The organism is Sphingomonas sp. R-74633, from assembly GCF_013416555.1.
Taxonomy (GTDB): domain Bacteria; phylum Pseudomonadota; class Alphaproteobacteria; order Sphingomonadales; family Sphingomonadaceae; genus Sphingomonas.
The window spans coordinates 342,863-367,100 of the sequence record NZ_JACCFG010000004.1 but is presented as its reverse complement, the minus strand read 5'-3'; the positions used below and the strand labels follow the sequence as shown (position 1 = coordinate 367,100).

Genomic DNA, 24,238 nt, shown 5'->3' with positions numbered 1-24,238 from the left:
AAGGAAGTGTAAAATGTCCCCGTTCAAGTACACGCTTGCCGCTGGCAGTGCGCTGATCGCGCTCGTCGGCTTCACCCAGACCGCCAATGCCCAGGCCTTCTACCTCCAGGAACAGTCCGCCCGCGGCGCCGGCCGGGCCTTCTCCGGCGAAGCGGCCGACACCGGCTCGGCGTCGATCTGGTGGAACCCGGCCTCGATCGGCGGCCTCGACAGCGGCGATGCGACGATCGGCGTCTCGGCGATCCTGCCCAGCGGCGAAGTCGCCGACAACGGCACGCTGATCGTCCGTCCGGGCCAGGCTCCGGCACCGGTCGGCGGCAACGGCGTCACCCGCAACCCGATCAACAACGGCGTGCTCCCCTCGGGCGCCATCGCCGTGCCGCTCAACGATCGCATCGCACTCGGCCTGTCGATTACCTCGCCGTTCAGCTTCACCACCGACTATCCGGCGGACAGCTGGGCCCGCTACAGCGCCGACAAGACCAAGCTGCGCACGATCGACATCCAGCCGAGCATCGGTGTGGCGGTCACGGACTGGCTGCGCGTCGGCGCCGGCCTCAATGTCGAGTACACCGATGCCAGCTTCGGCAACGCGCTGCCCAACCTCGCAGCCGCGCTGCCGGACGGGCATCAGGAGCTGAAGGGCAATGGCTGGGACTTCGGCTGGACCGCGGGCGTGCAGCTGCACAGCAACCGCTTCACTCTGGGCCTCAGCTACAAGTCGGCGATCGAGCATACGCTGAAGGGTGACCTGGCGATCACCGGCCTGGTCGGTCCGCTCGCCACGTCGAACATGAACCTCTCGGGCATCGAGGCGAAGTTCTACACGCCGTCGCAGGCGATCGCCGGCGCCCGTTTCGCGGCGACCGACAAGCTGACCCTCAACGCCCAGGTCATTCGCTATGGCTGGGACAAGTTCGACGCGATCAGGCTCGGCGCGCCGCTCAACCAGGCGATCCCGGAGAATTATCGCACCAGCTGGAGCTATGCCGGCGGCGTCGACTATGCCGTGTCGCCCAAGGTGACGCTGCGTGCCGGCGTCCAGCGCGCGATCACGCCGACGCAGGACGGCGAGCGTGATGCCCGCGTGCCCGATTCCAACCGCTGGAACTTCGGCCTGGGCGGCAGCCTGAACGCGAGCAAGAAGCTCAGCTTCGACCTGGCCGCCAACTATGTCAGCTTCGCCGATGCGACGATCGACCGCGTGACCGCGGCCTATGTCGGCACCGCGGCGCAGACGCCGATCCTCACCGACGGCGAACTGCGCAATGCGCATGCCGTGGTGCTCTCGGCAGGTGCCCGTCTGAAGTTCTAGAAGTTTCTGAGGGATCGCGGGGAAGCGGCGCTCAGCGCTTCTTCCCTGCGATCTTCAGGACGTAGCTGATGACTTCGGCCACTGCTGCGTAATGCTCCACCGGGATCGGATGATCGATCTCGGCACTGGCATAGAGCGCACGGGCCAGCGGGCGGTTCTCGACCAGCGGGATGCCGTTCTCGCCCGCGATCTCCCTGATCTTGAGCGCGATCGCGTCGACCCCCTTCGCTACCACCACCGGCGCAGCCATCGCGCCATGATCATATTGCAGCGCGACCGCATAATGGGTCGGGTTGGTGATCACCACGCTGGCCTTGGGCACATTCTGCATCATGCGGCTGCGCGAGCGCTGCATCTGGAGCTGGCGGATCTTCGCCTTGATGTGCGGATCGCCTTCGCTGTTCTTGTGCTCGTCCTTGATCTCCTGGAGGCTCATCCGCATCCGCTTCAGGAACGAACGGCGCTGCCAGACAAAGTCGAACAAGGCGAGCGCGCCGACCAGCATCGCGATCGGGCGCAGCATCGAATAGACGATGCCGTGCGTCGCGGCGCCGACCTGTTGCAGGTCTGCGCCGACCATGGAATCGAGCGTGGCGGCATGGGGCCATGCCAGATATGCCGCCACGCTGCCGACCAGGCAGAGCTTGGTGAGCGTCTTGGCGAACTCGACCATCGCCTGCTTGCCGAACATGCGCTTGGCGCCGCTCACGGGATTGAGCTTCGACCATTTCGGCTTCACCCGGTTCCAACTGAGCATCGGGCGCCCCTGCAGGATGCCGCCGAGCAGCGCGATGCCGAACAACGTGCCCAGGATCGGCAGCATGGCGGTGGCAAAGGCGCTCATCACGCCGGTCGCGAAGCCCTCGGCGCCCTGCGGCTCCATCCGGAAATCGTCGGCGCTGCCCCATAGCCGCACGAACAGATTGCCCATCAGCTGCATCGTATAGGTGCCCAGGCCGCCCATCACGACGAGCATGCCGATGAACATCGCGGCCTGCTTCATCTCGGGTGCCATCGGCACGTCGCCCTTCTCGCGGGCGTCCTCCAGCTTCTTGTCTGTTGGGTCGTGTGTCTTGTCGTCCTGGTCCGTATCGCCCGACATCACCAGCCTCCCTGCATCGCATCGCCCATGGCGGTCGCGAAATAGGTGAGCATGGTGCCGAGCGTGGCGGCGGCCAGGCTGATGCCGAGCAACAGGTTGAGCGGCTGGGCGACGAAGAACACCTGGATCGCCGGCGCGACGCGGGCCGAAAGGCCGAGCGCGACGTTGAAGACGATCCCGTAGATGAGCAAAGGCGCGGACAGGCTGAGACCCAGCGTCATCGAGCGCGTGATCGCCTCGACAGCGAGCATCGCGAAGTCATGCGCGGGCGGCATGCCGCCGATCGGGAAGGTCTGGTAGCTGTGCACCACCGCGCCCAGCCACAAATGATGGACCTGCATCCCCATGCACACCAGGGCAGCAGCCATGGTGACGAATTTGGAGAGCAAAGGCGCGCTGCTGCTCTGGGCGGGATCGAAGATCACCGCGGAGGAGAGGCCGACCTGGGTCGAGATCACCGATCCGGCCATCGAAACCGCGAAGAACAGGATCTTGACGATCATGCCCATGGCGAGCCCGGTCATCAGTTCGGTGACGAGCACCATCGGCAGCATCGCGCCACCCTCGACCGCGGCGCGGGCAGGGGCGCCGACCAGCGCATAGATCGCCGCCGACATCGCGAAGCTGATCATCAGCCGGATGCGGCCGGGGATCGCGTCTTCACCGAACACGGGCAACAGCATGAGCACGGCGCCGACGCGGGCGAAGACGATGAAGAAGGCGGAGACCTGCAGCGTCAGATCGGCGGGCAGATCAATCATCCGCCGGTCACGATCAGGCTGCTGACCTTCATCATGAAGTCATTGAGCGCCGCGCCCATGGTGGGCAGCATCAACAGCAGCACCAGCCCCATTGCCAGCAGCTTGGGGACGAAGGTGAGCGTCGATTCCTGGATCTGGGTCAGCGCCTGGAGCAGACCGATGACGGTGCCCACGATCAGCGAGGTCAGCAACAGCGGACCCGCGACGGTGAGCACCAGCATCAGCGCGCTCTGCGCCAGCGCCATGACCTGCGACGGCAGCATCGCGGTTAGATCTGCATCCGCATGATGTCGGTATAGGCGTTGACCACCCGGTCACGCACGGCGACCATCGTGTCGAGCGCGGTCTCGGCCGCGCCGATCGCGGTGACGACGTCGATCAGGTCGCCCTTGCCGGCAACCTGCATCGCCGATGCCTTTTCGGCGGTGCGCATCTGGTCGGCGGTGCCGGTGACCATGTTCTCGACCATCGCGCCGAAGCCGCCGGCGCTGCCGCCGTCCTTGATCGGGTCGGTCTTGCTGTTGGCGCCGCCAATGCCTGCGACGCGGCCATAGGCCGACATCGCATCGAGTGCTCCGATGGACATTCCCTGTATCCTTGTTTTGGAGTTTTACTTGAGGAGATCGATGGTGCGCATCGTCAGGCTCTTGGCGGCCTCGATGGCATTGAGATTGGCTTCGTAGCTGCGCTGCGCCGCCTTCATGTCGGCCGTTTCAATCAGGCCGTTGACGTTGGGCTTGAGGACATAGCCGTCCTTGTCCGCGGCCGGGTGGCCGGGCTGATAGACCTTCAGGAAGTCGGACTTGTCGTTCTCGATCGCCTTGACCTTCACGCCGACGCCGCCGGTCTGGCGGTCCATCTCGGCGGAGAAGCTGGCCACGCGGCGGCGATAGGGATTGCCGCCCGGGGTGTCGGCAACCGAGTCCTGGTTCGCCAGATTCTCCGCGATCACGCGCATGCGCAGCGACTGCGCGCGCAGGCCCGAAGCGGAGATGCCGAGCGAAGTCTTGAGGTCCATTGTCGTTCTTCCCGAGAGGCCCGAGGGCCGTTTCCTCCATTGTAGGCAAAAATTGCCGGGGTCGGTGCCGGACGCGGAAAAAAGGTTCCTATAACTAATCCAGAAAGGAACACGCATGTCGGTGCTCGAAGGAATTATGGTCGATCTCTCGATCGTGCTGGGGTCGGCCAATGTGCCGATCCGGCAGGTCCTGCAGATGAGCCGTGGGGCGATGATCCCCCTCGAAAGCAGCCAGGACGATCCCTCGCTCGTCTATGTAAATGACGAGCTGGTCGCCAAGGGCGTGGTTCTGGTCGACGGCGAAGTGATGTCGCTGGAGATCACCGAACTCGTGAAGAAGCAGCGCCACTGATGGATATTCTGTCGATGCTGCGCACTTTGGGTGCGCTCGGGATCGTGCTCGGCATGCTGGCCGGCGCGCTGTGGTTCGTGAAGCGCTATGACGTGAAGCTGCCCGGCCGCGTGACCAGCTCGCGCCGCAAGCGGATCGAGATCGTCGAGCGGCTGTCGGTCGATGCCAAGCGCTCGGTCGCACTGATCCGCCGCGACGGCATGGAGCATCTCGTGATGTTCGGCCCCGAAGGCCAGTCGACGATCGAGACCGGCATCGCCGCGCCGATCGCGGCCGAGCCCGAGCCGGTCGCCGAGCCGGCGCCCGCTGCCAACCTCGCCGAGGACTTGGCTGCGCTGAAGGGCAATTTCGCCAAGCTGGTCGATCTCAAGAAGGTCGAGCTGCCCAAGCTCCCCGAACTCTCCAAGCTGATCGAGCTGCCCAAGTCGCTCGATCTGCCCAAGCGCCCGTCCACCAATCGCCGCGCCACCACGGTCGTCGCCGCCTGTGCCATCCCGGCGCAGCGCCCGGCCAAGCGCGTCCGCGAGCAGCGCAACACCACGCGGTGGAACCGCGCAGCGGTTCGGGCCGCGCTCGATGCGTAAGCTTCTTGCGGTGCTGGTCACCGCGTTGATCCTCTTGCCGGCTGAGGCCTATGCCCAGTCGAAGGGGACGACGATCAACATCGGTGGGGCGACCGGCCCGGATGGCGCGCTTTCGGGCAAGGCCATCCAACTGGTGCTGATGCTGACGGTGCTCAGCCTCGCGCCGGGCCTGCTGATGACCGTCACCAGCTTCACCCGCATGGTAGTGGCGCTCTCGCTGCTGCGCACCGGCATCGGCGCGCAGGGTGTGCCGCCCAACCCGGTGATCATCAGCCTGGCGCTGTTCCTCAGCTTCTTCGTCATGGCCCCCACCTTCAACAAGGCGTGGGAGCAGGGCGTCGATCCCTATACCAAGGGCAAGATCACCGAGCAGGTCGCCTTCGAGCGCACTGCCGAGCCCTTCAAGAAATTCATGCTCGGTCAGGTGCGCGACAGCGACCTCAAGCTGTTCGCCGATCTGGGCAACACCAGGATCCAGAGCCGAGCCGAGACGCCGCTCACCACGCTGGCGCCGGCCTTCATGATCTCGGAGCTGCGCCGCGCCTTCGAGATCGGCTTCCTGCTGCTGCTGCCGTTCCTGGTGATCGACCTGGCGGTGTCCGCGGTCTTGATGGCGATGGGCATGATGATGCTCCCGCCACCTACGATATCCCTGCCGATGAAGATCATCTTCTTCGTGCTGGTGGATGGCTGGGCGCTGGTCGCCGGGTCGCTGGTCAAGAGCTTCGCCACATAAGGCAAAGCGGCCAGGTGTTCAGGGAAGAGGGGCGGGTGCCGGGGGGCGCTCGCCCCTTTTGCTTGGGGGCCGGTTCCCGCGCGGCCTTAGCGTCCGTGGAGTGCTGCCAGTGCGATGCCGGCAAGGTTCTGCGTGCGCTTTAGATAGCGGATCCGCAATCGGCCCGCAGGCCGCGGTAACGAGCGAAAAACCTCCATGTGGCGGACGCAGGAAGGCGGGCAACGGACTTGGCCGTTCGCTTGGGCAATCACTGCTAGCGCGTCCCCGAGCAGCACCGCGTCGACCAGGCCGTGGCGATAGGCGTGGCGCATCGCCGCGATAAGCGCCAGCCACTCGGCATCCATCGCCGTGCCTGGCCCGAGGTCGCGCTGGATATAGCTCTGGCCGCGGACCACGAGCGCCAGTTCCATGCCGATCGGCGCCGGGCGGCAACCGCCGTCGAAGAACAGCTTCATGCGATGCGCCATTCGCCAATCGGCAGATCCGCAAGCGACCAGTCTCCGATGCTCCACCGCACGAGCCGCAGCGTCGGAAGGCCCACGGCCGCCGTCATGCGGCGAACCTGGCGGTTGCGCCCTTCGCGGATGGTCAGCTTCAACCAGCGATCGGGAATATTCGCGCGGTAGCGGATCGGCGGATCGCGCGGCCACAGGGCAGGGGCGTCGATCTGCTCGGCCAACGCCGGCAGGGTCGGGCCGTCCTTCAGCATGACGCCGGTCCGCAGCAGGCCCAGCGCGGCCTCATCGGGCTCGCCTTCGACCTGGACGAAATAGGTCTTTGGCAGCTTGAACTTCGGATCGGCGATCCGTGCCTGCAGCCTGCCGTCATCGGTGAGCAGCAACAGTCCCTCGCTATCGCGATCCAGCCTGCCGGCCGGATAGATGCCCGGCATCTCGATGAGGTCCGACAAGGTGGCGCGTGCCGTTTCCGTGCCGCGATCGGTGAACTGACTCAGCACGCCATAGGGCTTGTTGAGCAGGATGAGCCGCGCCATGCCGTGCTCCTTGGGAAGGCCTCGTCCTCACGACAAAGCGAAATCAGCAATGCGCGGCGTTCTGATCATTCAGCGCCCGATCTGCAAGGCACCAACAAAAAAGGCGCCCGTGCCGCAGCACGAGCGCCTTTTCGTGTCTCGTCGAACCGGTCAGCCGCGCGCGTGAGGGCTGTCCAGCCAGGTCGAGAGCTCGAGATAGGAGAAGGGGTCGTGGAACGCGACGCCGGTATATTCCTCATGGCTCCAGCGCGTGGTGCAGCGGCGCGGCGCCAGGCCGGGGATCATCAGGATCACTTCGGTGTCGGCGCGCAGCGTGCGCTGCAGGCGAAGGCAGGCGCCGCCCTGTGAGAGGTCGGCCAGCACCACGTCGATCGAGCGGCCATAGGAGCTGATCCGTGCCGGGATTTCGGCGACGAAGCGCGGCGAACGCGGGCGCGGTGCCGCGGTGGCAGCGACTGCCTGCGGCTTGCCGAGGATGGCCTCGACATCGATCGGCCCGTCGAAGCGCACGCCGGCGCGGCGGCCCTGGGTCCAGGCGATCGTACCGGTCAGCTGCGCGCCGCCGCGGGTCTCCACGGTGATATGCATCCCGGGTAGCAGCGATGCGACGGTGTCGATCTGCATGCCCATTTCGGAGATGTTGCGAACACGGCAGAGCTGGCCGGGATTGCCCTCATGGCTCAGCTTGGCGACGAGCAGCGTGGCGACCGCGCGCGGCGCACGCTCGACCCACTCTTCGCGGTCCTCGAAAGCACTTGCGGGGGTGAGTTCCACGATGTCCTCAGCGTAATTGCGTATCCTATGTATTTTATAGAACCGACGACGCTCTGAGCGGGTCCGGGATCTGCAAAATACGTATTTTACGCAGGGGTCGCCTGGGTGATCGCCACCTTGCGCACCACGCCGGGGCCGAACGCCTCGGGCGCCGCGCTCTCGACGACCTTGCGGAACTGGTCGAGGCCGGGGAGCATCCCGTCCGGGCCTGCCGCCATCGGCGTCTTGAAGGTGCGCATGTTGATCGCGTGGAGCAGCAGCGGCAGCCGCTTGGTCACTTCGCCCGACTTGTCCTCGGCCACTTCGAGATTGAACTGGAACTGGACATAGCCGGTCAGCCGCCCATCGGCGGTGACCAGCGGCGCGAGCAGCTTGTCGACGGGCACGAAGACCAGCGTCTTGTCCTCGGCTTCCGCCTTGGCTTCGGCGTGCGCGGGGCGGGGGCCGAGGATCACCAGCGTGGCGAGCGCGGCGCCGCCGCCCAGGCCGAGCCCGGCGAGCAATACGATGACCGAGAACAGGATCTTCTTCATGGCGCTATACTCAGAACTTGAAGCTGCTGTCGGTCGGCAGCGACGAGGCTTCCGCCTTCAATACGATGGTGATGCGGCGGTTCTCGGGGCGGTCGGGCTGGTCGGGATAGACCGGACGGGTGCCGCCCATGCCGATGATCTGCGCGAAACGGTCCGGCGTCATGCCCGAGGCGATCATCGCCTGGCGCGCGGCAAGCGCGCGCTGGCTCGACAATTGCCAGTTGGCATCGCTCTGGCCGCCGCCGCCCGAGGCGTCGGTATGGCCCTCGATCGCGATCTGCCCGCCCGACTGGGCAAGCTTGGCCGCGGCCTTGGCGAGCAGCGCCCTGGCGAAGGGATTGAGCTCGGCGGTGTTGGCGCGGAACATCGACTGTTTGTCGGTGTCCATCAGCGTGATCCGCATGCCCGAGGGATCGGGCTCGATCGCGATGTTCTTGCGTGCCTGGTCCTGCGGCACGGCGTCGAGCGCGATGCGCAGCTCGCTGGCCAGCACCCGCATCGACGTGTCGGGAACCTCGGCGGTGCCGCCGCGCGCCGCGCCGTTGGTTGCGGCCTGGGTCGTCGGCGTGCCGTTGGCGCGGCTGCTGTCGTTCGACGAGCGGCGCGCCTGGCCGCCGGCACCCTCAGACGTGCCCATTACGGGCGTCGAAGGGGCGGTGTCGGAAATGGTCGGCGAGAAATAGGCGGCAAGGCCCTTCAGCCGTTGCTTGTCGGGATTGGCGATCAGCCAGAGCAGCATGAAGAACGCCATCATCGCGGTCACGAAGTCGGCATATGCGACTTTCCACGCGCCGCCATGATGGCCGCCCGCGACCTTCTTGACGCGCTTGATGATGATCGGACGATCATTCGGAATCGAAGCCATGCCACTTACCCCCGATGGTTTCGTTCATCGACAGCGCGTCGCGCAGCCGTTCCTGCACCTCGGCGAGGCGGACGTGGTTGACGGCGCTCAGCGAGTCCTCACCACCGGCGATCCGCTCGAGCAGGTTTGCGCACTCGTCGGTGTGCTGGATCAGATAGTCGAACGACTGGAGCTGTTCGATATGGACCTGCGCGAACTGTTCGTCGGCGACGAGCACCTCCGCCAGTCGCTCGAGCATGTCGCGCATCTCGCGCAGCTCGCTGGCGATCACGCTGTGGAGCGCGCCCGCATAGGGGTCGTAGCCGGGCAACGGCTCGGCCAGATAAGGCTGGGCGGGCACGGGCATGCACGACATCAGAAAAGCTCCAGGTCTCCGCCGGCGGGCGGCAGGTTGACAGGGACGGGGGGGCGATCGGGGACGCGGTCCGCCACCTTGGTGCAGCGGCTCTTGCCCTCGTGGGGCAGGAACTCGACCTTGCGCGCCGAAGTGCCTCCGAGATCGGCGTGGGCGACCTCGATGCCTTCGTCGGCCATGAAGCGGCGCGCGAACGACGCATTGGCCGTCCCGATGCCGCCCAGGCCGGAAACAATGTTCCCGCCGCCGTACAGATGGGCCTTCAGCCGGGTGCGCATCGCGCCCCGCGCCATCAGCCCATTGATCAGAAGCTCCATGGCATGGACGCCATAGCGCTGCATGTCTCCGGCCGCTACGCGCTGGTCCGCGCCCGGTTCGCCAAGGAGGAAGTGGTTCATCCCACCCACCTTGGCGACGGGGTCGTAGAGACATGCGGCGACGCAGCTACCGAGCAGCGTCGAAACGACGACGCCCGGCTCGGCGACGATCGCATTCTCGCCCTGGACGATCGAGACGCGGCGCATCAGGTCAGCTCGCCGAAGACGCGCTCGATCTTTTCCTTCAGCGCCGCCGGTGCGAAGGGCTTCACGACATAGTTGTTCACGCCGAGGGCCGCGGCCTTCTGCACGATCTCCTTGTCCGACGAGCCGGTGAGCATGATGAACACCGTCTTGCCGATCACTGCGTCGGTGCGGACTGCTTCCAGGAATTGGAGGCCGTCCATCTCGGGCATGTTATAGTCGGAGATGATCAGGTGGACACGGTCGCTCTTGACCGCCGCGAGCGCCTCGGGCGCACTCGGCTTGTCGCGTACGTCCTTGAAACCCAGGTCCTGCAGTGCGCGACGGATCATCGCGCGCATGCTGGTCTGGTCGTCCACGACCATCACCTTGATTGCTGCAGCAGCAGGCATCAGACGCTCCCAACTTTCTCTCGGCATGCCTTGAGGATCTCTCCCGGCATGCCCGACAATCCAACTTCATGTTCCACCGCACCCAGCTCCTTTGCCGAGCGCGGCATTCCCCAGACCACGCAGGTTTCCCTGCTCTGGCCCAGCGTACGGGCACCGGCCTGGCGCATGGCCAGCAGGCCCTGCGCACCGTCCGAACCCATGCCGGTCATGATCACGCCCACCGCGGCGGCGCCAAGCGGCGCGACCGAGCGGAACAGCATGTCCACCGAGGGGCGGTGGCCGGAAACCGGGTCGCCCTCGCGCAGCTTGATCCGGCCGCGAACGCCACCCTGGAGCTCCATGTGCGTGGAGCCCCCAGGAGCAATATAGACGGTTCCCGGCAGCACCGGCGCGCCATCCGTAGCTTCCACAACCTGGACACGGCATTCGCCGTTCAGTCGCTCTGCGAAGCTGCGCGTGAATGCGGCAGGCATATGCTGCACGATGAGCACCGGCGGGCAGTTTTCCGGCAGCGCCGGCAGCAGCGAGAACAGCGCCTCGACGCCGCCCGTGGACGAACCGATCGCAATGATCCGCTCGCCGACCGCACCCGCCGCCAGGCTGGGCTGGGCCGGCAGGCGCTGCGGGCCGGCACGGGCCACCGAACGGGCGGCGGCCTTCACCTTCTCGCAGAGCAAGGCCGCGTCGCGCTCGATATCCTCGGGCGTGCCGCTGGGCTTGGTGACATAATCGACCGCGCCGAGGCGGAGCGCCTCGATCGTCACTTCCGCGCCGCGGGCGGTCAGCGTCGAGCACATCACCACCGGCATCGGCCGGAGGCGCATGATACGCTCGAGGAACGACAGTCCGTCCATCCCCGGCATCTCGACGTCGAGCGTCAGCACGTCGGGGTTGAGCGTCTTGATCATTTCCCGCGCCGCGAACGGCTCGGGTGCGGCGCCGACGACTTCGATCCCGGGATCGCCCGAAAGCATGCGCTTCAGGGTTGCCCGCATCGAGGCGCTGTCATCGACGATCAGCGTGCGTACCGGTGCCATCAGTGCACCTCCGGCTTCTGGTAAATGGTGTGGCCGCACGAGCGCATGTTGCGCGCCGCAGGGCCGATGAGCCGCTCGGAATGACCGATATACAAATGCGAACCCGGTGCGAGCTGATTGACGAAACCCGCCTCCAGCTCTTCCTTCGCGGGGTCCCCGAAATAGATCATCACGTTGCGGCAGAAGATCACGTCATACTGCGCCTTGAGCGGCCAGGGCTCGAACAGGTTGAGCACCTTGGCCGTCACCAGCGCCCGCGCCTCTTCCGCCACCTGGAAGCCGCCCTGCACGGGCTTCATCCAGGTCGAGCGATAAGGCTCGGGAACGCCTTGCGCGATATTGTCCGCGTAGAAGCCGCGCTTGACGGCTTCCACCACATGCGGCGCGATGTCGGTCGCGAGCAGGCGGACATCGGCATTGCGCAGCCAGGTCGCGGACGTGCGGTCCGGCCCCAGCAGGCACATGGCGATCGTATAGACCTCCTCGCCCGACGAGCATCCCGCCGACCAGATCCGGATCGGGCCCTGCTTGCGCTTGAGCACCGGGAGCACATGCTCGCGGAAATGGTCGAAATGATGCGGCTCGCGGAAGAAATGCGTGTGGTTCGTGGTCAGCGCCACCACCATCGCATGGCGTTCCACCGGGTCCTTCTGCACGAGCGCGACATATTCCGAGAAACGGCTCAGGCCGTGCTCGCGCAGCCGGCGCCCAAGGCGCGACTGGACAAGCGTGGTCTTCGCCTCGCTCAGCGCGATGCGCGCATCTTCGTGCATGATGGCGGCGATGGCGGCGAAGTCACGGGGCGTCAGCTCCGCGTTCGCAGCCGCCATGCCAACCCCGACGCCGGCAGGCGCCAGGGCGCCCCCGGCGGCGGTCACGCTGCGAGATCCAGGTGCTTGGTCAGGCTCAGCGCGTCGAGATCGAGCAGCAGCACCATCGTGCCGTTCTCGTCCTTGGTGCCGTCCTTGTGGCGCGTCGAGATGCGCACCAGGCCACCGATCACCGTCGGCTCGATCGTCTCGACCTCGGGGGCCGGCTGGATCTCGGTCTCGCCGATTGCGACGATGTCGTTGACTTCGTCGACCAGGAAGCCGGCCTGCTTGCCCGCGATGTTGACCACCAGCACGCACGAGCGGGCGTGGATCGCGCTCGGCTCCCAGCCCAGGCGCTCGGCCAGGCCGACCACCGGGATCACGTTGCCGCGCAGGTTGGTCACACCCTTGATGAATCCCGGAACATTGGGCAGCGGGGTGGGGTCTTCCCATTCGCGGATTTCGATCAGCGCGCGCATATCAATCCCGAAGGTTTGCTGAGCGAGCGAGAAGGTGACGATCTTGCGATCCGCCACGGTGTCATTGGTGGTCGTCATGCTGCCAGTCCTTTCGGGTTATAGCGGGTGGTCGAGGCGACGAGCGCTTCGATATCGAGGATGAGTGCGATCGAGCCGTCACCAAGGATGGTGGCGCCGCCCAGGCCGCGGATCGGGTGCAGGTTCTGGTCGAGGCTCTTGATCACCACTTCGCGGCGGTCATCGATGGTATCGACAACCAGGCCGACCTTGCCCGAGCCTTCGCTCTCGACGATCACCACCAGCGAGTCCTCGACAGCGCGGTCATCGTTCAGCCCGAAGATCTCGGTTGCGCGCTTCACCGGCACATATTCGCCGCGCATGTCGATGACTTCGCAGTCCGGCGCCGTGCGCTTCACCTGGCCCGGCTCGGGCTGCACGGTCTCGAGCACATGCGCGAGCGGCAGGACGAAGCGCTGGCCGGCGAGGCGGACGATCATGCCGTCCAGGATCGCCAGCGTGAGCGGCAGGATCATCGTGAAGCTGGTGCCTTCGCCCGGCACCGAGTGGATCTCCACGCGGCCGCCGAGTGCCTCGACGTTCGAGCGGACCACGTCCATGCCCACGCCGCGGCCCGAGATGTTCGAGATCACGTCAGCGGTCGAGAAGCCCGGCGCGCAGATCAGCTGGTCGATCTCTTCGTTCGACAGCTGCGCGTCGGCGCTGATGATGCCCTTTTCGATCGCCTTGCCGCGAACCTTCTCGCGGTTGATGCCGCGGCCATTGTCCTGCACGCGCACGAAGATGCGGGCGCCGCGCTGCTCGGCCGAAAGCTTGATCGTGCCCTCGGGGCTCTTGCCGGCGGCAATGCGCTCCTCGGTGCTCTCCAGGCCATGGTCGGCGGCGTTGCGGATCATGTGGGTCAGCGGATCGCCGATCTTCTCGATCACGCCCTTGTCGACTTCGGTGGTCTCACCGATCGTCTCGAGGTTGATGATCTTGCCGGTCTCGACCGAGAGGTCGCGCAGCATGCGCGGCACGCGGCTGAAGGCCTGCTTGATCGGCTGCGCGCGCAGCGACATCACATTGTCCTGGATCTGGCGCGTCAGGCGAGCGAGCTCGGGAAGCTCAACGCGCTGGCGGTCGGCCGGCGAGAGCCGGTCGGCCAGGATCGAGTTGCGGATCACCAGCTCGCCGACCAGGTTGAGCAGCAGGTCGAGCTTGCCCAGGTCCACGCGGATCGTCTGCTGCGCATCGCCATTGCCCGACTTCGGGGCGATGGCGGGCGTCTCGACGCTGCCGATCGGCGGCGAAGCGGCGGCGATCTGCTCTACCACGCGCTGCATCTCGGCGGCGAAATCCTCGACGCCGGCAGTCACCGGCACGAAGCCGAAATCATCGGCCGCGGGCGCGGCAGCAGCGGCGGGCGCTTCCACCAAGATCTCGGCAAACGGCGCGGCGGCAGGCGCAGGAACCGAGGTCACGTCGCGGCGGACTTCGACGAGCGAATCCGGTGCGACGAAATCGAAGCAATCGGTGATGTCGATCTCGGCCAGTTCGCCCGGCAGGCGCAGCGTCCAGGTGAAATAGGCGTCCTCGGGATCGAGGTCACGCAGCGACGGCACCGTCGAGGTATCGACGTTGACGATCTCGGCGCCCAGGCCTTCCAGCTCGCGGATGATCAGCAGCGGCTCGCCGGCATTGGCCAGCGCGGCGCGCGACGGCTTGAACACGACGGTCCACATCGCGTCCTCGGCAGCCGGGGCTGCGGGCGCGTCGAAATCGTCGAGCGAGACGGCCATCGGCACAAAGCCGAACTCGTCCGCGTCATCGACTGCGGGCGCCGGGGTCTCCGCCGCCGCCGGAGGGACGGCAGCGGCAGAGTTGCCTGCGGGCGCGGCATCATCCGCGCCCTTGTTGGCGAGCACCTTCTCCAGTGCGTCGAGTGCGGCCTGGTCGGCCGGGCGCGGGGCCAGGCCCTTGGCGGCTTCGACGTGATCCGAGAGCACGTCGAACGCGCTCAGCATCACCTTGACCACGCCGGGGCTGGGCGGGATCTTGCCCCCGCGGATCTCGTCGAGGACATTCTCGAACTTGTGCGCGAAAGCCGTCAGGTCGGCATGGCCGAACGCGCCGGCGCCACCCTTGATCGAGTGAACCGCGCGGAACACGCCGGCGATCACATCGGCCGAGATGTCGCCCGCCTGCATGGCCGAAAGGCCTTGCTCGGCAGTCGTCAGACCTTCGGTGCACTCTTCGAAGAAGATTGCCTGGATATCGTCGAATTCGTCGCTCACGGGCACACGCGGCGGATCGCCGCCCCCAGCTTCGTGGCTTCGAAGGGCTTGGTGATCCAGCCGGTTGCACCGGCCGAGCGGGCACGGGCCTTCTTCTCGTCCGAGAATTCGGTCGAGAGCACCAGGATCGGCGTGCCGCGGAACTCGCCCAGCGCACGCACTGCCTCGATCAGCTCGAAGCCGTCCATCTTGGGCATGTTGATGTCGGTGATCAGCAGATCGGGCTTCACCTCATGCATGCGCTCGAGGCCGTGCTCGCCGTCATTGGCGCTTTCGATGCGAAAGCCCTGCGCGGTCAGCGACGTCTTGAGCAGCATACGCATGCTGGCCGAGTCATCGACGGTAAGGATCAACTTGCTCACAGAACGTCTCCGGTCTCGAGGCCGATCGCGGCGGCCAGCTGGCAGCGGTTCACGCGATCGACGAATGCAGGGCTAGGGTTGGCGATGCGGAATTCCTGGCCGCCGCTCGCAGCTTCGGCGCGCGCGGCGACGAGGAGCTGGAGCACGGCCTGGCCGACGCTTTCGACGGATGACGCATCGATCTCGATCGCGTCATCATGATCCGCGGCGAGCACGAGGCGCACACGCAGATCTTCGGCCGTGACGGTGGTGCCATGGGCGGGGAGACGCAGTGCGCGCTCCTCGGCATCAGGCAGCTGCTGGGACTGGTCCATTCTTGGCCTCGTCAAGTGCGGTTTCAAGTTGCTGGAAGGTCGGCGAATAGGCCGACGGCGTCATGCGGCGGGCGATCTCGATCGCGACCTGAACCGGCTGGTTCTGGGCGTAGGCGACGATCGCCGTCTTCACGATCTGGAACGGCTTGTGGTCGGCATCGATGGTCTCGAGCAGCTTCGAGGCGAGCGGGCCCACCACGCAGTAGCTCAGGAGAACGCCCATGAAGGTGCCGACGAGCGCGCCACCGATCATCGCGCCGAGGATCTCGGTCGGCTGGTCGATCGAGCCCATCGTCTTGATGACGCCGAGAACCGCGGCGACGATGCCGATTGCAGGCAGGCCGTCGGCCATGATCTGGAGGGCGTGCTGCGGGCCGGCCTCTTCGTGGTGATGCTTCTCGATGTCCGCGTCCATCGCGGCCTCGATCTGATGCGGGTCCTCGAAGTTGACCGTCATCATGCGCAGATAGTCGCAGATGAACTCGATCAGGTGGTGGTCCTTGAGCAGGCGCGGATAGGGCGTGAAGAGGCTGCTGTCTTCCGGCTTGTCCAGATGCGGCTCGAGCGCGGTGGCACCACCCTTTTTGAAGGTGGAGAGCACCGTGAACATCAGCGTGAGCAGGTCCTTATAGTCCTGCGCCTTCCACTTGCCGCCCTTGAACGAGCGCATGATGCCCTTGCCGGCCGCCTTCACGGTCGCCATCGAGTTCGACACGATGAACGCGCCGATCGAGGCTCCGCCGATGGCCATCAGCTCGTGCGGCAGCGCATGGGCAATGATCTCGAACTTGCCGCCCGAGATCATGAAGCTGCCGAACACGCAGACCAGAATGATAATGAATCCGATGCCGTTCAGCATGGTGCTTCGCCCGATGTCTCAGTTGTTTCCAGAATTATAGGAAGGATTTGGCGGCGCGGGGTTGCCAGGCCGCCAAATCGCTCAAGCTGCCGCACGGTCCTGCCAGTCGATGACGGCAAGATAGTTCTGGAGGCGGTTGGCCTCGAGCGCGGCGAGCAGCTTGTTGTTATGCCAGGGCACGATCATCTCGGCCAAGGCAGGCGCCCAAGGCGCCGAGCTGTCGAACAGCACGCCAAGCCCGAACACTGCCGGGACATGCGCCCAGGCGAGCGGACGCGCTTCGGTGCCGGCTTCCGCGCGGAAGTCCTCGATCGCGGTCAGCACGCCGTTGCGCGGGCCGCCTTCGTGCAGCGCCCAGGCGAAATGCCCGCCGCCGCGGAAGCCGCGATTTTCGCGCCAGCCCGGATCGCCCGGCACCACGCCGGCGTCATAGCTGTACGCGTGACGATGCTCGGCCGGAATGCGCTCGGGCGCATAGTAGAAATCGCGGCGAGCGCAGGGCCAGGATACGTCGTGCATGATCGCGAGGAAGTGCTTGCCGTCGCGCTGGCAGAGCGCGTCGGCGATGCGCAGCTCGTTGTGCACGGTGTAGTAATTATGGTCGCCGTCGATCACCCAGGCGTCGACGTCGTTCAGCCCCGGCATCGCGTCGAGGCTCGGCTCCGCGATGTGGCGCACTTCGGGCGTCTGGCCGGCCCAGGCCACGAACTCGGGCTTGGGGCAGGGGTCGATGCTGGTCAGGCTGCCGTCCATCGCGCGGGCATAGGCGGCGAGCTGCTGGGACATGCCGCCGAACTCGGCGCCGACCTCGGCGATGTTGCGCGCGCCGGCGATGTGCAGGCTCTGGAGGATCAGGTCGGAGAATTCCGACATCGAATGGATCAGCAGGGTCATGCGACGGCTCCGGCGAAGATGGCTTTGGCGGCGGGTGCGGGCGCGACGGCCTCGCGCGGCGCGATCGGGCGGAAGACGAGCGCGAGCATCATCGGCCGGTCCCCCTGGCGCGGCGGCGGCGGGACCATCATGAAGGCGAACTCGTTCTCGCAGCGGAAGAGGTGCGGGGCGACCTGGTCCATGCCTTCGAGCGAGGGCAGCGCCTCGACTTCGCCGGTGCCCGGGCGGATCTTGTCGCTCAGGAAGGTGTCGACGGGCATGAACACCGCGCTTTCCACCTGCACCCAGTCATAGAGCTGGCCGAACTGCACGCCCACCGAGAAGCGGCTGTCGCCGATCGGGATCGGCGCCAGATAATAGCCGTCATGCGTCGGCGTGGCGGTGACGTTGCCGGTCGAAACCTGGTTGCCGTCGGCCACGATCAGCGGCAGCGAAATCGAGTTGTCGACGAAGTCCTGGTACTTGAGCGGCAGCGCGAAGCGGCGATGCGCGAGCAGGCTGAGCTTGAGCGACAGGCCCTCGCCATGCAGCTCGGCGGGCAGATACATCCGCTCCGAGCCCTTCATGTAGAACAGGCCGCGCTGGCGCAGGCCCTTCTTGGCGATGCCGGCGTCGAACAGCGAGACGGTGTTGTCCACGCCCAGGTTGATGTCATGTTCGAACTCGGCGAGCACGTTGAGCTCGGCTTCGAGCGGCACGTACATCAGCCGGCCGAGCACGCCCGCGGCGCCGCGGCGCCACATCACGCTCTGGTGCGGCGGTTCGGCCGCGCGGATCGTCACGGTGCCTTCGTCGCGCACGAAGCGCAGGCAGCCGGCCTGCACCCGGTCGCGCACATCGGACTGGCGCGACTTGATCGAGTTGCCGCGGCGGATCGAGGTGCCGTCCTTTTCGTAATCGACCACCGAGCCCTGCGCGGCGGTGCAGAGCTGCTCGAGCACGGCGACGTTGGCGCAGAGCGCTTCGAGCGCGGCGCAGTCATAATCGTCGTGGCCGATAAAGCCCTTCTTATCGAAGCCGCTGCGCGACTGTTCGCGCAGCAGCAGATAGCGGCCGGCGACCTTCACGCCGAGCTTGCTGGCGAGCAGGCCGTCGACATCGTTCTGGACCGAGCCGTTATAGCCCAGGTCGACCAGCATCAGCGTGTCGCCCGGTGCCGGGTTCACGGTCTTGCGGACATGCGCGATCAGCCGCTCGGCGAATGCGCGCGAGGCCTGGTTTATGCGGCGCATGCGCTGCGGCTCCTGCACCGCCTTCAGGAAGGCGACCGGACGGCCAAGATCCTTGACGAACTTGGCGGCCTCGGGCGCCGGCAGCAGGAGCTGCTTGGCCACGGCGTTCAGGTCGCTCAGGATCTCGCGCTGGAGATAGCGGTTCACCGCCTCGGGATCGCGGAGCGACGCGGCGGTGCCGGTGAAACGGCTGATTTCCACGGCATGGCCGCTGCCGCCGCGTGCCTCATGCACGCGCTGGGGCAGATAGCCGTCGCGCATCAGGAACACGGCATGGACCGTACCGCCATTCGCGGCCTGCAGTGCCTTGGCCTCCTCGACCAGCCAGCGGTCGAAGCCGGCGAACAGCGGGCCGAGCGTGGTGTAGCCCAGCATTTCGGCGCTACCCTCGACCTGCGGCTCGAACGCGGCGATCGTCGCGCGGTGCGGCTGGTGGGTGAGGGCGGTGCCCGCCTCGGTACCGTGGAAGATCGAACTGATCGCGCTCTCCAGGCGGATGCGCTGCTGGCTGGCTTCGGTGAACTGCACCAGGTGTAGCGTGTTGACGCCGAAGGGGGCGACGCCGTCGACGTCCGCCTTCTTGTTGTCGCCGATGTGCAGGATCTTGTCGGGCGAAAGCTTCAGCGCCTTGAGCACCGGCTCGTACAGCCCCTCGCTCTTCGCCTTGCCATAGTGCGACGAGCAGAAGATGCGGCCGATCAGCCCGGCGACTTCCTCGCCGGCGGCGGCAGCGATAAGGCCGCGCAGCTGCTTCTCGTCCAGATAGGTGTCGGAAACGATGATCGTCTCGATGCCCTTGGCCTTGGCGGCGCGCATCAGCTCGACGGTGGGCTTGAAGGCGAAGCAGTGGCGCGCTTCGGCGTCGAGCTCGTCCTGCACCGCGGCGGCACGCTCGGCGGCGCTCGCATTGGGCATCAGCTCGGCATAAATCTCGTCGATATGGACTTCGTCGCGGCGGTGGCGAACCGCGGCGCTGCTGCGCGCGGTCTGCTCGGCCCAGGCACGCTGCAGGAGGTTGGCCTCGCCCAGCGCGTTGAACAGGTCGACGGGCGCGTGGACGTCGCGCCACAGCAAAGTGTCGAAACAGTCGAGCGAAAGCAGGGTCACGCCCGGATAGGCGTCGAGCGCCGAGGGCAGCGCGTGCGGAAGGATCGCGTTGGTCAATGATTTTCCCCGGATGCGCGCCCGCATTTCAGGTGGACGCAGTAATCTTATAGGATGTTCGTGCCCGGAGCGGTCGCAATCGTCCTAGAATGAAGGGTCAAGCATATGGAGCCAGCATGACCCTTACTGCCTATCAGGCGGCCCGTGCCCGGGCCGAAACGCCGCGCTCGGCGGAGCTCAGACTCTTGAGCGAGATCACCGGCGAGATGATGGAAGCGGAAGAGCGCGGACTGAAGGGCGCGCTGCTGATGCCGTCGCTGCACCGCAATCGCCAGATGTGGCACGCCTTCCACCAGGACTGCAACGATCCCAATAACGGCCTGCCGCGGGATCTTCGCGCGCAGATCGTCTCGCTCGCGCTGTGGATCGATCGCTTCACCAGCGACGTGATCGCCGGCCGCGAGCGTATCCGCGAGCTGATCGACGTGAACCGCTCGATCATGGAAGGCCTGCGCGCACCGCAGCAGCGCGTCGCAGCCTGACCCTTCTCAGAGCCGACAGAAAAGGGCGCCCGGCGAAAGCCGCGGCGCCCTTTTTCTTGACCTCTGCATGGCCTGGCTGGTGCAGGCGATCGCACGCCTAACCAAAAAAAAGGGCGCCCCAGCCGAAGCCGGAGCGCCCATAAGCTCGAGCGGTGCCTCGCTCAGAAACTTAGAAGGAAGCCCAATCCTCGCCCCCGGCGCCGGCAGCTGCCAACGGCAGTGCCTTTACCGGCGAGACATAGGCGACTGCCTTCTCGACGGCTTTGGCCACCCGCGCCGCCGGACGCAATGCCGGTCGCACCGAATTGGTGCCAACCGTGAAACGGCCCGCCTGTTCCGAAAGCGCGCTGACTTCGGTGTTTAGGTTGCGCGCGGCCGCCGAGGTCTCTTCGACCATCGCAGCATTCTGCTGGGTCGACTGGTCCATCGTGCCGATCGCAGTGCTGATCTGCGTGATCGCAGTCGACTGGGCCGCATTGTCGGTCGCCATCTCGGCGAGCAGCGTGTGCACTTCGCCCACGTCGCTCGAGATGTTGGCGAGCGCGCCATCGACCTTCTCGACCATCTCCACTGCCGCGACGATGTCGGTCTGGGTGGCGGTCAGCTGGTCGCGCGCGCGGCCGGCCTCTTCCTCGGCGCGCATCGCGAGCGCCGAGACGAGATCGGCGACCACGGCAAAGCCGCGGCCCGCTTCACCGGCACGGCCGGCTTCGACGGCTGCGTTCATTGCGAGCACGCGGGTCTGGAATGCGATCTTGTCGAGGCCCTCGATGACCGAGTCGATGCCCTTGGCGCTGTCCGCGACGCGGGTCATTGCCTGCACGGCCTCATCGGCGATCGCGCGGCCGCCCGAGACGGTGCTGATCGCGCCGTCCGCACGCTCCACGGTGCGGCCTGCCGAGCTGGCCATTGCGCGCAGGCGCTGATCCATCTGGGCAACCGCCGCCGACGTCTCCTCCAGGCTCGCCGCATTCGCTTCGGTGCGACGGGCGAGGTCTTCCGATGCCTGGGCGATCTCGCTCGAGCCGGTGTGGATCGTCGAGGTCGATTCCATCACTGATCCGATCAGCGTGCGCAGGCTGGTCAGCGCTTCGTTATAATTGCTCTTGAGCGCTGCATAATCGGCCGGGAATTCGCGGTCGATCGATGCGGTCAGGTCGCCCTTGGCGACTTCGCCCAGATTCTCGCCAAGCGTATCGACGACCATCTTCTGCTCGGCATCGGCAATCGCCTTGGCTGCCGCGGCGACTTCCTGCGCCTGGGCGGTGTCGCGGAACACGAGCACGGTCTTGGCCATCGAGCCCAGCTCGTCGCCGCGATCGGTGCCGGGCACCTCGACGCGGTTGTTGCCGTCGGCGAGCGTGCGCATCGTGTCCTGCAGGCGTGCGAGCGGCAGCGTGATGCCCGAGCGCGAGACGAAGTAGCTGATCGCCATTGCCGCCAGGATCGAGAGCACGCTGACAGTCAGCATCGTATAGGTGGTGGTGTCGCTGCTCTTGCCGAGCTCGTCCGACTGGGTACGGCCATCGGCGACAATCTGGTCGTTGAACTTGACCATCACGGTCGCAAGGTCGCTGACCTGCGGATCCATCTGGGCGAGCAGCGCCTTGGCGCCGGCATCGTCATTGTTCTGGCCGAGCGCGATCGCGCGCGCAGCAAGCGCATGGATCTTGGCAAACCGGGCGCGGAAGTCGTCGAGCTGGGGCTTGAGTGAGGGCTGGAGCCTCTCGGCATTATCGAGCAGCTTCTGGCCCGCCTTGTAGTTGTCGAGCTCGACGTCGTCGGCATCCTGCGCGATCTTCGAAGCGCCGTCATAGGCAAGCGCGCGATAGCCGGCATAGGCCATGTCCGATGCGCGGCGATTGGCACGGGCCAGCTCGGTCGCCACCGGCATGTGGTTCTCGACCAGATCCGAATAGTTTGAATCGATGCGCTGGAGCTCCTTCGAGCCGAACAGCGACATGGAAAGCCCCACCGCCGCGACAATGGCGACGAGCGCCAGGATCTTGGTCGGAATCTTGAACTTGGCAAGCATCTGCAAATATCCCTGTTGCAGTAGCGGGCCCTCCGAAGGAGAGCCCGCTGCGTTCATTGCTTCGATGGCAGAAGCCGCATCAGAACGACGTCCAATCGTCGTCGCTGCTGGCGGTCGCTACCGGCTTGGTGAGGGGGAGGGCTTTTACCGGCGACACGTAATTGCCGCTGGGTTTCTTGGCCGCGGGCCGGACCGGCCGCGACGGAGTCGGCGTCGGGGCCTGGCGCATTGCGGGGCGAGCCACCGCATTGCCCACGGTGAAGCGGCCGGCCTGATCGGACAGCGAGCTTACTTCGGTGCTCAGGTTGCGCGCGGCAGCCGAGGTTTCCTCGACCATCGCGGCATTCTGCTGGGTCGACTGGTCCATCGTGCCGATCGCGCTGCTGATCTGGGTGATCGCAGTCGACTGGGCGGCATTGTCGGTCGCCATCTCGGCGAGCAGGGTGTGAACCTCGCTCACGTCGCTCGAGATGTTGGCCAGCGCGCCGTCGACCTTCTCGACCATCTCCACCGCCGCGACGATGTCGGTCTGGGTGGCGGTCAGCTGGTCGCGCGCACGGCCGGCTTCCTCTTCTGCCCGCATCGCGAGGGCGCTGACCAGGTCGGCGACGACCGCGAAGCCACGGCCCGCTTCGCCGGCACGGCCGGCTTCGACGGCGGCGTTCATCGCGAGAACGCGGGTCTGGAACGCGATCTTGTCGAGGCCTTCGATGACGCTGTCGATGCCCTTGGCGCTGTCCGCAACGCGGGTCATCGCCTGCACGGCTTCGTCGGCGATCGAGCGGCCGCCGGAAACCGTCGAGATCGCGCCATCGGCACGCTCTACGGTGCGGCCTGCCGAAGCGGCCATCGCGCGCAGGCGCTCGTCCATTTGCGCCACGGCGGCGGAGGTTTCCTCCAGGCTTGCGGCATTGGCTTCGGTGCGGCGCGCCAGGTCTTCCGAAGCGGAAGCGATCTCGTTTGAGCCGGTGTGGATCGCCGCGGTCGATTCCATCACCGAGCTGATCAGCGTGCGCAGGCTGGTCACGGCCTCGTTGAAGTTGGTCTTCAGCTCGGCATAGGCAGCCGGATAGGCGGCGGTGATCTCGGCGGTCAAGTCGCCATGGCTCAGCGCCTGCAGCGTCTCGCGCAGCGTCGCCATCACTTCGCGCAGCTCGGCGGCGGAGCGGGCATCGGCTTCGGCGCGCGACTTGGCGCCCAGGCGGAACTGCTCGACGGCATTGGCGATCTTGCCCAGCTCGTCCTCGCGGTCGCGGCTCGGCACTTCGGCCTCGCCGCCCTTGGCGAGCACGGTGGTCGCTTCGGTCAGCTTGGCCATCGGCTGTGCGACGGTGCGGTTGATGATCAGCCAGATCGCGCCCAGGCCGGCAAAGGCGATGGCCGAGAGCAGCAGCGTCATCACGAACGCGAAGGTCGACTGGCTCTGGCCATATTCATTGTCCTTGGCCGAGCGGTCGCGCGTCTTGGTGAGCAGGTCGTCGGCGGCTTCGATCGCGTCGTGCGACTTTTCCTTGCCGACACCCTTGATCGCGGCGAGTGCGCCGGCCTGGTCGGCCTTGTCGTGCAGGTCGAAGATCGTCTTGTTGGCGTCGATCAGCGACGTCGCCTTGGCACGCAGGTCGTCCACGCTGCTGCTGAAATCGGTGCCCGCCACCTTGCTGTACGCATCGATGTCGGCAAGCAGCTTGGCTTCGCCCTTGGCGCGGCGCTCGACCAGGCTGGCCGTGTCCTTCTCGCTGGCGGCGTTATAATAGCTGTAGACGATGATGCGCAGCTCGCGGATGTCCGCCAGGATGTCGGTAAGGCCCGAAAGGCCGGTGATGCCGTTCTCGACGTGACGCTTGGCAACGCCGCTCAGGGTCTGGTTCGAAGCATAGCCATTGACGCCCAGGCCAAGCACCAGCGCACCCAGCAGGGCGAAGGCGACGAGGAGCTTCTTGGCAAGCGGCCAGCTGTTGACGATCCTGAGCAT

29 protein-coding genes are annotated in these 24,238 nt (G+C 66.2%); 5 read left to right on the top strand and 24 right to left on the bottom strand.

What is annotated here, in order from left to right; translation table 11 throughout:
- Positions 1 to 13: 13 nt before the first annotated feature.
- Positions 14 to 1,315, top strand: a complete 1,302-nt coding sequence (locus tag HZY97_RS15140; RefSeq protein WP_180145440.1) for an OmpP1/FadL family transporter — start codon at positions 14 to 16, stop codon at positions 1,313 to 1,315.
- Between the two features lie 31 nt (positions 1,316 to 1,346).
- On the opposite strand, the gene flhB is transcribed toward HZY97_RS15140, so the two are convergent.
- Genes flhB through flgC form a run of 5 tightly spaced genes read right to left on the bottom strand, consistent with a single transcriptional unit; the run spans position 1,347 to position 4,196 of the window.
- Positions 1,347 to 2,417, bottom strand: a complete 1,071-nt coding sequence (gene flhB, locus HZY97_RS15135) for a flagellar biosynthesis protein FlhB (protein ID WP_180145438.1) — start codon at positions 2,415 to 2,417, stop codon at positions 1,347 to 1,349.
- Positions 2,417 to 3,178: a flagellar biosynthetic protein FliR gene (gene fliR, locus HZY97_RS15130; RefSeq protein ID WP_180145435.1), complete on the bottom strand. Its 762-nt coding sequence runs from the start codon at positions 3,176 to 3,178 to the stop codon at positions 2,417 to 2,419. The genes flhB and fliR overlap by 1 nt, the downstream gene beginning before the upstream one ends.
- Positions 3,175 to 3,441 carry a flagellar biosynthetic protein FliQ gene (locus HZY97_RS15125; protein WP_180145433.1) on the bottom strand — a complete coding sequence of 89 codons (267 nt, stop codon included), beginning with the start codon at positions 3,439 to 3,441 and terminating at the stop codon, positions 3,175 to 3,177. Before HZY97_RS15125 ends, fliR begins: the two co-directional genes overlap by 4 nt.
- Positions 3,442 to 3,446: 5 nt before the next feature.
- A complete protein-coding gene (locus tag HZY97_RS15120; protein ID WP_180145430.1) occupies positions 3,447 to 3,764 on the bottom strand; it encodes a flagellar hook-basal body complex protein FliE in 318 nt (105 codons plus the stop codon).
- A gap of 24 nt (positions 3,765 to 3,788) precedes the next feature.
- Complete coding sequence (gene flgC, locus HZY97_RS15115; protein ID WP_180145427.1) at positions 3,789 to 4,196, bottom strand: flagellar basal body rod protein FlgC; 408 nt, start codon at positions 4,194 to 4,196, stop codon at positions 3,789 to 3,791.
- A gap of 115 nt (positions 4,197 to 4,311) precedes the next feature.
- On the opposite strand from flgC, the gene HZY97_RS15110 reads away from it, so the two are divergent.
- From HZY97_RS15110 to fliP, 3 genes are read left to right on the top strand one after another with little or no spacing between them, the layout of a single operon-like run.
- A complete protein-coding gene (locus HZY97_RS15110; RefSeq protein ID WP_116841995.1) occupies positions 4,312 to 4,548 on the top strand; it encodes a FliM/FliN family flagellar motor switch protein in 237 nt (78 codons plus the stop codon).
- On the top strand, positions 4,548 to 5,132 hold the full coding sequence (locus HZY97_RS15105) for a flagellar biosynthetic protein FliO (RefSeq protein ID WP_180145424.1): 585 nt from the start codon (positions 4,548 to 4,550) through the stop codon (positions 5,130 to 5,132). Before HZY97_RS15110 ends, HZY97_RS15105 begins: the two co-directional genes overlap by 1 nt.
- Positions 5,125 to 5,868: a flagellar type III secretion system pore protein FliP gene (gene fliP, locus HZY97_RS15100; protein ID WP_180145421.1), complete on the top strand. Its 744-nt coding sequence runs from the start codon at positions 5,125 to 5,127 to the stop codon at positions 5,866 to 5,868. The genes HZY97_RS15105 and fliP overlap by 8 nt, the downstream gene beginning before the upstream one ends.
- Before the next feature lie 86 nt (positions 5,869 to 5,954).
- Here fliP and HZY97_RS15095 read toward each other — a convergent pair whose 3' ends face one another.
- The 17 genes from HZY97_RS15095 to HZY97_RS15015 all read right to left on the bottom strand — a co-directional run bounded on the left by HZY97_RS15095 (position 5,955) and on the right by HZY97_RS15015 (position 19,749).
- The gene (locus HZY97_RS15095; RefSeq protein WP_257215093.1) at positions 5,955 to 6,323 is read right to left on the bottom strand and encodes a reverse transcriptase-like protein; all 369 of its coding nucleotides are present in this window, start codon (positions 6,321 to 6,323) and stop codon (positions 5,955 to 5,957) included.
- Positions 6,320 to 6,862 carry a pseudouridine synthase gene (locus HZY97_RS15090; RefSeq protein ID WP_180145414.1) on the bottom strand — a complete coding sequence of 181 codons (543 nt, stop codon included), beginning with the start codon at positions 6,860 to 6,862 and terminating at the stop codon, positions 6,320 to 6,322. Before HZY97_RS15090 ends, HZY97_RS15095 begins: the two co-directional genes overlap by 4 nt.
- A gap of 150 nt (positions 6,863 to 7,012) precedes the next feature.
- On the bottom strand, positions 7,013 to 7,636 hold the full coding sequence (locus HZY97_RS15085; protein WP_180145412.1) for a PilZ domain-containing protein: 624 nt from the start codon (positions 7,634 to 7,636) through the stop codon (positions 7,013 to 7,015).
- Positions 7,637 to 7,722: 86 nt separating this feature from the next.
- Positions 7,723 to 8,169 carry a hypothetical protein gene (locus HZY97_RS15080; protein ID WP_180145409.1) on the bottom strand — a complete coding sequence of 149 codons (447 nt, stop codon included), beginning with the start codon at positions 8,167 to 8,169 and terminating at the stop codon, positions 7,723 to 7,725.
- A 10-nt stretch (positions 8,170 to 8,179) separates the two neighbouring features.
- Positions 8,180 to 9,034: a flagellar motor protein MotB gene (locus tag HZY97_RS15075; RefSeq protein WP_180145406.1), complete on the bottom strand. Its 855-nt coding sequence runs from the start codon at positions 9,032 to 9,034 to the stop codon at positions 8,180 to 8,182.
- Positions 9,015 to 9,389, bottom strand: a complete 375-nt coding sequence (locus HZY97_RS15070; RefSeq protein WP_180145403.1) for a hypothetical protein — start codon at positions 9,387 to 9,389, stop codon at positions 9,015 to 9,017. The genes HZY97_RS15075 and HZY97_RS15070 overlap by 20 nt, the downstream gene beginning before the upstream one ends.
- Entirely contained in the window at positions 9,389 to 9,913 is a 525-nt protein-coding gene (locus HZY97_RS15065; protein ID WP_180145400.1) for a chemotaxis protein CheD, read from the bottom strand. The genes HZY97_RS15070 and HZY97_RS15065 overlap by 1 nt, the downstream gene beginning before the upstream one ends.
- Positions 9,913 to 10,302, bottom strand: coding sequence for a response regulator (locus HZY97_RS15060; RefSeq protein WP_180145397.1), 390 nt, complete (start codon positions 10,300 to 10,302; stop codon positions 9,913 to 9,915). Before HZY97_RS15060 ends, HZY97_RS15065 begins: the two co-directional genes overlap by 1 nt.
- Positions 10,302 to 11,339 carry a chemotaxis response regulator protein-glutamate methylesterase gene (locus HZY97_RS15055; RefSeq protein ID WP_180145393.1) on the bottom strand — a complete coding sequence of 346 codons (1,038 nt, stop codon included), beginning with the start codon at positions 11,337 to 11,339 and terminating at the stop codon, positions 10,302 to 10,304. Before HZY97_RS15055 ends, HZY97_RS15060 begins: the two co-directional genes overlap by 1 nt.
- Positions 11,339 to 12,169 carry a protein-glutamate O-methyltransferase CheR gene (locus HZY97_RS15050; RefSeq protein WP_180145390.1) on the bottom strand — a complete coding sequence of 277 codons (831 nt, stop codon included), beginning with the start codon at positions 12,167 to 12,169 and terminating at the stop codon, positions 11,339 to 11,341. Before HZY97_RS15050 ends, HZY97_RS15055 begins: the two co-directional genes overlap by 1 nt.
- Before the next feature lie 44 nt (positions 12,170 to 12,213).
- Entirely contained in the window at positions 12,214 to 12,708 is a 495-nt protein-coding gene (locus HZY97_RS15045; RefSeq protein ID WP_180145387.1) for a chemotaxis protein CheW, read from the bottom strand.
- Complete coding sequence (locus HZY97_RS15040) at positions 12,705 to 14,924, bottom strand: chemotaxis protein CheA (protein WP_180145384.1); 2,220 nt, start codon at positions 14,922 to 14,924, stop codon at positions 12,705 to 12,707. The genes HZY97_RS15045 and HZY97_RS15040 overlap by 4 nt, the downstream gene beginning before the upstream one ends.
- Positions 14,921 to 15,286, bottom strand: coding sequence for a response regulator (locus HZY97_RS15035; protein WP_180145381.1), 366 nt, complete (start codon positions 15,284 to 15,286; stop codon positions 14,921 to 14,923). Before HZY97_RS15035 ends, HZY97_RS15040 begins: the two co-directional genes overlap by 4 nt.
- Complete coding sequence (locus tag HZY97_RS15030; RefSeq protein ID WP_180145379.1) at positions 15,283 to 15,600, bottom strand: STAS domain-containing protein; 318 nt, start codon at positions 15,598 to 15,600, stop codon at positions 15,283 to 15,285. Before HZY97_RS15030 ends, HZY97_RS15035 begins: the two co-directional genes overlap by 4 nt.
- Positions 15,575 to 16,459, bottom strand: coding sequence for a flagellar motor stator protein MotA (gene motA / locus HZY97_RS15025; protein WP_180145377.1), 885 nt, complete (start codon positions 16,457 to 16,459; stop codon positions 15,575 to 15,577). The genes HZY97_RS15030 and motA overlap by 26 nt, the downstream gene beginning before the upstream one ends.
- An 81-nt stretch (positions 16,460 to 16,540) precedes the next feature.
- Positions 16,541 to 17,353, bottom strand: coding sequence for a class I SAM-dependent methyltransferase (locus HZY97_RS15020; RefSeq protein WP_180145374.1), 813 nt, complete (start codon positions 17,351 to 17,353; stop codon positions 16,541 to 16,543).
- Positions 17,350 to 19,749, bottom strand: a complete 2,400-nt coding sequence (locus HZY97_RS15015; protein ID WP_180145371.1) for an HAD family hydrolase — start codon at positions 19,747 to 19,749, stop codon at positions 17,350 to 17,352. Before HZY97_RS15015 ends, HZY97_RS15020 begins: the two co-directional genes overlap by 4 nt.
- 116 nt (positions 19,750 to 19,865) lie before the next feature.
- Here HZY97_RS15015 and flaF point away from each other — a divergent pair, with 116 nt between their 5' ends.
- Positions 19,866 to 20,231 carry a flagellar biosynthesis regulator FlaF gene (gene flaF, locus HZY97_RS15010; protein WP_180145368.1) on the top strand — a complete coding sequence of 122 codons (366 nt, stop codon included), beginning with the start codon at positions 19,866 to 19,868 and terminating at the stop codon, positions 20,229 to 20,231.
- 169 nt (positions 20,232 to 20,400) lie between these two features.
- Here flaF and HZY97_RS15005 read toward each other — a convergent pair whose 3' ends face one another.
- Both HZY97_RS15005 and HZY97_RS15000 read right to left on the bottom strand, forming a co-directional pair.
- Positions 20,401 to 22,266 (bottom strand): methyl-accepting chemotaxis protein, encoded by a 1,866-nt coding sequence (locus HZY97_RS15005; protein WP_180145364.1) that lies wholly within the window; start codon positions 22,264 to 22,266, stop codon positions 20,401 to 20,403.
- Positions 22,267 to 22,345: 79 nt separating this feature from the next.
- Positions 22,346 to 24,238 (bottom strand): methyl-accepting chemotaxis protein, encoded by a 1,893-nt coding sequence (locus tag HZY97_RS15000; RefSeq protein WP_180145360.1) that lies wholly within the window; start codon positions 24,236 to 24,238, stop codon positions 22,346 to 22,348.